3 protein-coding genes and 1 pseudogene are annotated in these 5476 nt (G+C 61.7%); 2 read left to right on the forward strand and 2 right to left on the reverse strand.

Annotated elements, in window-relative coordinates:
• A pseudogene (locus GA0061098_RS45570) lies at positions 1–571 on the reverse strand (transglycosylase); the annotation flags it as partial.
• 455 nt (positions 572–1026) lie between these two features.
• On the opposite strand from GA0061098_RS45570, the gene GA0061098_RS43100 reads away from it, so the two are divergent.
• Positions 1027–2538 carry a glucan biosynthesis protein G gene (locus GA0061098_RS43100; protein ID WP_091968147.1) on the forward strand — a complete coding sequence of 504 codons (1512 nt, stop codon included), beginning with the start codon at positions 1027–1029 and terminating at the stop codon, positions 2536–2538.
• Positions 2526–4703: a glucans biosynthesis glucosyltransferase MdoH gene (gene mdoH / locus GA0061098_RS43105; RefSeq protein ID WP_091968149.1), complete on the forward strand. Its 2178-nt coding sequence runs from the start codon at positions 2526–2528 to the stop codon at positions 4701–4703. Before GA0061098_RS43100 ends, mdoH begins: the two co-directional genes overlap by 13 nt.
• Before the next feature lie 182 nt (positions 4704–4885).
• Here the strand turns inward: mdoH and GA0061098_RS45575 are convergent.
• A partial coding sequence (locus GA0061098_RS45575; RefSeq protein ID WP_165637987.1) for a hypothetical protein occupies positions 4886–5476 on the reverse strand: 591 nt, incomplete at its 5' end.

Here is a 5476-nt window from a genome sequence, read left to right on the forward strand (position 1 = left end):
CGATCTTGGCAACCGCCATCATGAAATTCAAATCGAGACCAAACGCGTCGGAAGCGCGCTTGATCTCTTCGGCCGGCGTTCCGACCGGGATGTCCTTGAACGAACGCAAGACGATCTCCGCCGGTTTCTCGGCGGGCGGCAGTTCAGACCAGACGTAGTAGACCAGATAACGGAAATCCTGCGTCGACGCCGCTTTCGGAGCATCGTCGGACGCATCGCGTCCTGCCGGCAGCGGTTGGATGATATCCTGTCCCAACGACGCCAATTTGGTCGCGACGGGTTCATCGACGATCTCCGCTCCGGTGCTCAACGGCCCGGAACCTGCTGACGGCACCGAGCCCAGCTTGGCTCCTTCTGCCCGAAGCGCTATCGCAAGTCTGGCCGATGCCTCGGCGTACAAGGCGGGCGTCACCATGTTCGCAGGAGCCGTCATGTTCGCGGGAACCGCTATGTTCGCTGCAGCGCCCGGCATGACATCCGGCCCCGTCCCGGCCGGCCTGTTACCGGCGGCTAGATAAAGTCCCGCGGATGCGACCGCAGCCGCGATGCAGCTTGTCTGCCAAACCTTCATTGCCCGAAGTCCACGGATGGCTTCTGTACAAAGGCTGTTCGCATGTTCCTGCGGCCTGTGGTGGGTCCTCCTTCGTAAAATCTTAAGGTTTAAATGTGGTGAATGAGAGCAGACCTTCTGCCTCGTCAATCATCGTGTCCCGCTTTGGGTCACGAGCGCCCCTTGGCGGGAGACGCTGTGGGTCGGCTATGGGCCAGAAGCGTCGCTCAGCGGGCATCAACGTGAAAGTCAGGCTACGCGCCACTAGGCGACAATTGGATGAGAGAAAACCAACTGCGGGCGGCCTCCGTTGAACCTGATCAACCAGCACGTTTTGAGGCACGCGGAACCCCGGATTCCGGCAGATGCCCTTGGGCTGCTCAACTTTCCTCCCGCCAGTGATGGCCGGTCGGGTGGAACTCGCAGGCGCGGTGGCCGTTGCTTGGCCGCGATAGCAGTAGCGAGTAGGAGAACCCGTGAACCGACGCCAGCTTGTTCGAGGGTCGGCGTTGCTGCCGGCATTGTTGCTCGCTTCGCGGAGCGGTTTCGCTGCTGCTGGCCCGCCGGAGGGCGCGTTCAGTCCTTCCACCGTGAGGGACCTCGCCCGTATGCTGGCGGGCAAACCGTACGAGGCGCCCGACGAGAAGCTGCCGAGCGGCTTGAAGGACCTCGATTACGATCAGTACCGTTCCATCCGCTTCCTGCCCGAGCGCGCGCTCTGGCGCGGCAAGAATCTTCCGTTCGAAGCGCAGTTCTTCCATCGCGGCTTCTTCTACAAAAACCGGGTGGCCATCTTCGAGGTCGTGGACGGAAAGGCCACCGAACTCAAGTACCGCAAGGAAGACTTTTCCTTCAGCGAGAAGGTCCCGGCGTTCGAGGACGCTGACCTCGGGTTCGCCGGCTTCCGCATCCACGCGCCCTTGAATCGCGCCGACTATTACGACGAGGTCTGCGTCTTCTTGGGCGCGAGCTATTTCCGAGCCGTGGCCAAGGGGCAGACGTACGGGCTCTCCGCCCGAGGACTTTCGATCGATACCGGCGAAGCCAAGGGGGAGGAGTTTCCACTGTTCAAGGCGTTCTGGCTCGAGCGGCCGGCGCCGGGCGCGACCTCGATGGTCGTCCATGCCTTGCTCGATAGCAAAAGTTGCGCGGCGAGCTACCGCTTCACCGTGCGGCCGGGCGAAACCACTGTGTTCGACGTCGAAATGTCGGTCTACCCGCGCGTCGAAGTGCAGCGGGCCGGGCTCGCGCCCATGACCAGCATGTTCTTCTACGGTCCGAACGACCGCAACGACATCGACGACTTCCGCCCGTCGGTCCACGATTCCGACGGCCTTGCGATCTTCAATGGGAAGGGCGAAAGCCTCTGGCGGCCGCTAAGCAACCCCCGCGATTTGCAGATCAGCACCTTTAAGGATCTCAATCCCCGCGGGTTCGGGCTGATGCAGCGGGAGCGAAATTTCTTCGCCTATCAGGACATCGAGTCCAGCTTCGAAAAACGCCCGAGTCTCTGGATGGAGCCGATCGGGGATTGGGGCGAGGGCGGCGTCATGCTGTTCGAGATCCCGACCAAGGAAGAGGTCCACGACAACATCGCCGCATTCTGGTGGCCAAAGAACCCGCTGCAGGCCAAGGGCGAACACAACTACACCTATCGACTGCATTGGGGGCCGGATAGTCCGAAGCCGCATTCGCTTGCCCGCTTCACGCGAAGCGGGATAGGGGCGAGGGGCGAGGACGCGCGCCTCTTCGTCCTCGACCTGGTCGGTGAGAATCTCAAGGGCATCGATCCTGCCGGCGTCAAAGGCGTGGTGAAGGCGGAGAAGTCCGAGGTGAAGAACATCGTCACGCAGCCTAATCCCTATTCGGGTGGGTGGCGGCTGAGCTTCCAGTGCCAAGTGAAGGGAGAGCCGATGGAGCTGCGGGCGTTTCTGACCGAGGGCGATAAGCCCTTGTCCGAAGTCTGGGTCTACCGATGGGCACCCTGAGCCGAGCCACCCGATCGACAGGGGGCGATATCACGAACCAACGCCTGCTGCCGCGCGAGTCGCCGCTTCCGATGGCTCCTGGCGACCTCGGAAAAAACCCGGTCTCGGACCGTGCTCCTGCGCCGATTGCCACCACGATGGCTGGGCGGCGCGGCCTGATCCTGCTCTCGACGGCGGTGCTCTCGGGCGCGGGCGGGTACGAGATGTATCGCGTGTTGGAGGTCGGCGGCGTCACTGTTCTCGAAGCCATGGTGCTGGCGCTCTTCCTGGTCTTGCTCGCTTGGGTCGCGTTTTCGTTCGCCTCCTCACTCGCCGGCTTCTTTGTGCTGCTAGCCCATAGTCGGGACGAAGGCGTCTTGGTGCCCGGCGCGGAACTGCCGACCATCGCAAGCCGCACCGCCATGCTGCTTCCCACCTATAACGAAGACCCGCATCGATTGGCCGCGCGGCTTCGCGCGATCATCGAATCCGTGGAGACGACCTCGCACGGAAAGCTGTTCGACTGGTACGTTCTGAGCGACAGCACTGATCCGGATATCTGGGTCGCGGAAGAGAAAGCTCTGCTCGCGCTGCGTCGGGCCGTGGGCACGCGGCTATACTATCGTCACCGCGCCGACAACACGGCCCGGAAGGCCGGCAACATCTCCGAGTGGATCACGCGGTTCGGCGGCGTCTACGACTTCATGATCGTGCTCGACGCCGACAGTCTCATGAGCGGGCAGACCATTGTCCGATTGGTCCATGCCATCGAGAGCAATCCGAGCGCCGGGCTCGTCCAGACACTGCCGATGATCGTCAACGCGCGAAGTCTGTTCAGCCGCGTCCAGCAATTCGCGGGCCGGCTGTACGGGCCGATGATCGCCGCCGGCGTCGCCTGGTGGCACGGCTCCGAAGGCAACTACTGGGGTCACAACGCGATCATCCGGGTGAAGGCGTTCGCCGAAGCGGCGGCGCTGCCACAGCTGCGCGGGCGCAAGCCCTTCGGGGGGCACATCCTAAGCCATGATTTCGTCGAGGCTGCGCTGATGCGACGGGCCGGATGGGGCATCTACATGCTGCCGACGCTCGGCGGAAGCTACGAAGAGGTGCCACCCTCGCTGCTCGACTTCGCGGCGCGGGACCGACGCTGGTGTCAGGGCAATCTTCAGCATCTCGCTGTCGTGCCTGCTCGCGGTCTCCATTGGGTGTCGCGCCTACATTTTATGGTGGGGATCGGGGCATATTTGACGGCACCTCTGTGGCTTCTGTTCCTGCTGCTGGGGATGCTGATCTCGTTGCAGGCCCGCTTCGTGCGTCCGGAGTATTTTCCGAAGGGCTACTCGTTGTTTCCGACCTGGCCCGCCCAGGATCCCGTGCTCGCCATTTGGGTGTTCGTTGCAACGATGGGACTTCTGCTGTTGCCGAAGCTACTCAGCCTCGCACTCGTTTGGATGCGAGGCTCGGTGAGACGTCAATTTGGCGGCGTGTTGCGTGCCTCGGCCGGAGTTTTCGCAGAGGTGATCGTCTCCGCGTTGATGGCGCCCGTGATGATGATCTTTCAATCGATCGCGGTCGTAGAGATTTTGGCCGGCCGCGACGCCGGCTGGCAGACGCAAAGGCGGGACGACGGCACGGTGGAGCGCCGCGAACTCTATCGGAAGTACGGCATCCCGACCTTGTGTGGCATTGCGATGGCGGCAAGCGCATACGCCGTTTCGCTGCCCCTTCTGCTGTGGATGTCGCCGGTCATCATTGGACTACTGTTCGCCGTTCCCATCGGGGCGCTGACGGCCAAGCCTGCGTCCAGCAAACTGTTTGTCACTCCTGAAAACCGAGAGCCGCCTGCGGTGCTAATCCGGGCCAACGAATTGGGCGCGGCGGCGGAGGTTGATATCAAACCCGCTTTGGTGGAGCTGCGCGAAGGCGCCGCGCTCTTAGCCTTCCACCTCGCGCAGTTGCCGCCTCCTCGCGCCGCCCGTCCCGACATGATCGATGCCAACCTGGCGGTCGGCCGCGCCAAGATCGATGCGAGCGATAGCTTCGAGCAGGCGGCTGCCCATCTGTCGGCGCGGGAGGTTTTTTCGATCTTGAACGACGGTCCAGGCTTGTCGGCTGTGCTCCAGAAGGATGAACACGCCCCAAGCGATTGGAGACAAGGCCTGGGCTCGAACCAGGATAGAAAGTAGTCCCCAAAGTTTGCGTGCCTATGTCCACTTGGCCTTGGGGGGCGTGTTAATGTCCTCCTGTTCGATTGCTCCATCATCGTAGCACTTTGAGTGTCTCGGCGATGATCGCGTCAACTGCGCGTTGCGATGCCAGCTGGGCAAAAAGCGTTTGAACCACGGCCCGGCCATTCGATCAGTGAATGCTAGACAATCAGATCGTGAGCCGCATGGAGATTGGCGTTCCATGAGTGATCGTGGTGCGCATCTGCAACATCAATTCCGTCAGCATCCTGGACCGGCTCCGGCCCCTCGCGCGCAACGGAATGCTGACCATCTCCATAGGCTTTTCCGTGGCTCAGTTGCTGAAGGTCATACATGTCTGAAGACGTATTGTCGGCGAAACTCTTAAAACGAAAGGAATCGCCAAGTTCGGTGCCAACCGGTGATTTGGCCTGATCTGCATTGTCGGACGAAGGTCCGCCCTTTCCTTCAGTCTTAATGGTCAAGGCCGAATGTGCGTCGTTGGCAGAATTTACGGATGCCGTTGGTGTATTCTGCTGCGGTTCGCTAGTATCTAAATCAGCTGCCTGTGGATGCTGTGCGTGTTGCTTGCCGGCCGCGGAGCCATCTTCAAAAGTCTGCAAATCGCCGTGCGCCTGTCCGCGATTCGGATCTTCTCCCGGGGCCTCATGCTTGGCGTGCCCCTTGGCGGCTCCGGAGCTGTGGTCCGACTCATGTAGGGTCTTCTGTGATTGACCGTGATTTAAATCGTCTCCTGGGGCCTCACGCTTAGC

The sequence above is a fragment of the Bradyrhizobium shewense genome, from assembly GCF_900094605.1.
Lineage (GTDB): Bacteria > Pseudomonadota > Alphaproteobacteria > Rhizobiales > Xanthobacteraceae > Bradyrhizobium > Bradyrhizobium shewense.